The following is a 3,125-nucleotide window of genomic DNA, read 5'->3' as shown; positions in this document are numbered from 1 at the left end:
AGCAGATCACGGCGGATGGGATTCTTACCCAGTTGATGGCCTGGGCCCAACTAATGCGGCGATCGCGCCATCCTCCCACCCTGTCCCTCGATAATCCTGACTACTACCAGCTCGCAGAAACGGCCCAAAGCCCTGGGGATGCTGCTGCCCAATCCGATCAGCAGCAGTTTCTCCAAGACTACCGTCAGGCTTTGGTGGAAGCCATGGATGCGGCGATCGCCCTCACGCTTACCCATCGAGTAACCTCCTTCAACCAGCGTTGTAAACCGCCGAAAGCAGCGGAATTTCTGGAGGGGCTGCACCGCTCTGTTTGTCGCAAAGAATCCATGGGGGCGATCGCTCCCCACCTGGGTCTAACCGCCCAATATCAAGTCACCCGGCTACTCAACCTCAAAGCCCTACGGGCGGATATTCGTCGAGAACTCCAGCATCGCCTACGCCACCGCATAGGCCAATTGGCTCAGGACTATGTAGAGGTATCGACCATGGATCAGACCTTAGACCATGTCCTAGAAGTGGCTCTAGATACAGAACTGGAGCGAATCATCGGCGAAGCAGAGAGCGAATCGTTTAATGCCTATGGAACCTCTCGCAGTCTGCTGAGCCAACGTCTTTGCCATTATCTTACCCATCGGAGCGCCCCTGTATGACATACCTTACCCTGAACTATGATGACCGATTAGGCGAACGGTTTCTGCAGCCCGACGCGATCGCCCTTAGTGATGAAGCGATCGCTTGGTCTGCCACCCACAGCCAAGCCGTAAACCCCTCGGATGATTGGGGCACCTACCTACATTTACTCGCTTGGATCGGCGTCAGAGAATGGCTGCAAAGGCGATCGCCTCGCTTAGCCCTCCCAGCCTGGGATCCGGCAACCCTGCCGTCGTATCCACCTACTCTACAGATAGGAGAGGCGATCGCTCAACTGGTGGCGATCGCTTGCTTAGAGGATGGCACGGTGGAGCTACCCAGACCTTGGGTAGAAACGACGTCCGCATCGCTGTATATCCTGGTCGAGGTTTTGGAGGAGCTTGACCAGGTGCAGGTGCGCGGCTTTCTACCCCGAGCTGCCCTGATGCAGGCTATTCAAACGGCAGGACTAGAGCCGAACGTCCACGATATCTACAGCTTGCCTGTAAATTGGTTTGACCTAGACCCCGATCGCTTGCTGCTGCAAACTGACTTTGGCACCCTGGGAGCGATCGCCCCTGCGGCCGCGCCTCTGGCTGCTGCTCCAGACCTAACTGCCGCCCGCGCCCGTCCTGCCATCAATGCCGCCCAGTGGTTCCGCGACCAACTGGATCAGGTAGCCCAGGATCTTGCCTGGATCTTACTCCCCTCCTTTTCCTACAGTCCCGCCCTGCGCTCCCTGCGATCGCCCATCGAGCAATTAGACGGCATCCTCAGCGATCTGACCCGCCATCGCGACGTCACCATTCCCACCACCGCCCGTTCCGCCGCCTACGACTTTCGCGTTGATGACGCCTCCCTGCGGCTCTACATTGTCATCTGGGATCTACCCACCGTCAGTAACGACTCAGACTGGAACCTATTGGTGATTCTCAGTCCTCAGCCCGATTCCCTCATGCCCTTGGACACCTGCCTGCAAATCCATGATGACCAAAGCCTGCTCACCGAAACCACCCTGCAGGATGCTAGCAGCACCTTCCTCTATGCCCAGGTGGCCGGCGTGCAGCAGGAGCAATTTTTGATTAGCGTGCGATCGCCCAGCGGTATTCATCTTTCCTTACCTCCCATCGCGTTCATGCCGTGAACTAACTCAGCCCCATGCGTGATTTCCCCCTCCTTTTCCAACTCACCGTTCAGCAGGTGGATGCTACCTGTACCTTTCAGCTCACCTGGGGGGTCGGGCAACGCCTCCATGCCCAACAGCCGATGCCGCCGGATCTGATGCGCCTCTATTGGGATTGGCAACGCGCCTATCTGAACTTCTACCGCAGCTTATCTAAGGCTGACCTGCAGGATGAACCGGAGCAACCGTTGCCTGATGATGCCCTGCGCGGCCGCTTGATTACCAAGGGAGCGGGTACCTCCACCGCCACAGATTGGCAGGCAGACCTGGCAGACGTTCAACAGCGGCTACAGCTCGAACTGCATCGTTGGCTCCATAGTCCTGCCCTGCACACCATTCGCCAAGAAGTATTGAGAGCCGCCCATGCTGCTGAGAAGCAGAACGCGATCGTCGATCTGCTGATCACCTGCCATCCCCTCGATCTAGCCCGGTTACCCTGGGAAACCTGGGAACTAGGAGCAGACAGCGGCATTGCTGCCCACCTGCGCCTAGCCCGCGCCCCCTTTACTATTCAATCTGCCACGCCAGCGATCGCCCCTAAGCGTCGCCGTCCTCGGATCTTGATGATCCTGGGGGATGACCGTGGCCTAAACTTTCAGCGCGAGAAAGCAGCGATCGCTGCCCTGCGTACCTTGGCAGAGGTGGTGTTTATCGGCTGGGAACCGGGTAAATCGGTTTCCCAAGTTAAAGAGGCGATTCAAACAGCCTTGATGGATAGCAAGGGCTGGGATGCTCTGTTTTTTGCGGGGCACAGCAATGAAAAAACTAGCATGGGCGGCGAGTTAGGCATTGCGCCCCATGGGTATCTGCGGATTGCTGAAATGAAAGCTCCTTTGGCGATCGCCAAGCAGCATGGCCTACAGTTTGCCTTATTTAACTCCTGCAATGGATTAAACCTGGCGGAATCCTTGATTGATCTAGGCTTGAGTCAAGTGGTGATCATGCGAGAACCGATCCACAACAGCGTTGCCGAAGCGTTCATTGTGCGTTTTGCCCAGGCCCTCGCCCAACATAAAGACGTGCAGGAATGTCTCCAGGATGCTTGCCATGCGCTCAAAATCCAGAAGGCGCTAACTTATCCCGCCGCTGATTTGGTGCCGTCCCTGTTTCGCTATCCCCACACCCAACTCTTCCGCATTCCGCCCACGGGCTGGCGGGAATGGCTGGCAGCTCTGACACCCAATCGATGGGAAGCGATCGCCCTCCTGATGTTGCTGATTCTTACCTGGCAACTGCCGGTACAAAAGTGGTTGATCGAACGGCGGGTTCTGCTACAGGCTTTCTACCAAGATCTACCCTGGCAACCAACGCC

The 3,125-nt window shown here is 57.1% G+C and carries 3 protein-coding genes; all 3 read left to right on the top strand.

Annotated elements, in window-relative coordinates; all coding sequences use genetic code 11:
- The coding region (locus tag V6D20_20500; protein ID HEY9818160.1) for a hypothetical protein at positions 1 to 650 on the top strand (650 nt) is incomplete at its 5' end.
- The gene (locus V6D20_20495; GenBank protein ID HEY9818159.1) at positions 647 to 1,774 is read left to right on the top strand and encodes a DUF1822 family protein; all 1,128 of its coding nucleotides are present in this window, start codon (positions 647 to 649) and stop codon (positions 1,772 to 1,774) included. The genes V6D20_20500 and V6D20_20495, both read left to right, overlap by 4 nt.
- Before the next feature lie 14 nt (positions 1,775 to 1,788).
- Positions 1,789 to 3,125 (top strand): CHAT domain-containing protein (locus tag V6D20_20490; GenBank protein HEY9818158.1); only part of this gene is annotated, 1,337 nt, incomplete at its 3' end.

The sequence above is a fragment of the Candidatus Obscuribacterales bacterium genome, from assembly GCA_036703605.1.
Lineage (GTDB): Bacteria > Cyanobacteriota > Cyanobacteriia > RECH01 > RECH01 > RECH01.
Note: the sequence above shows the minus strand (reverse complement) of the source record. Positions and strands in the feature narration are given on the sequence as shown.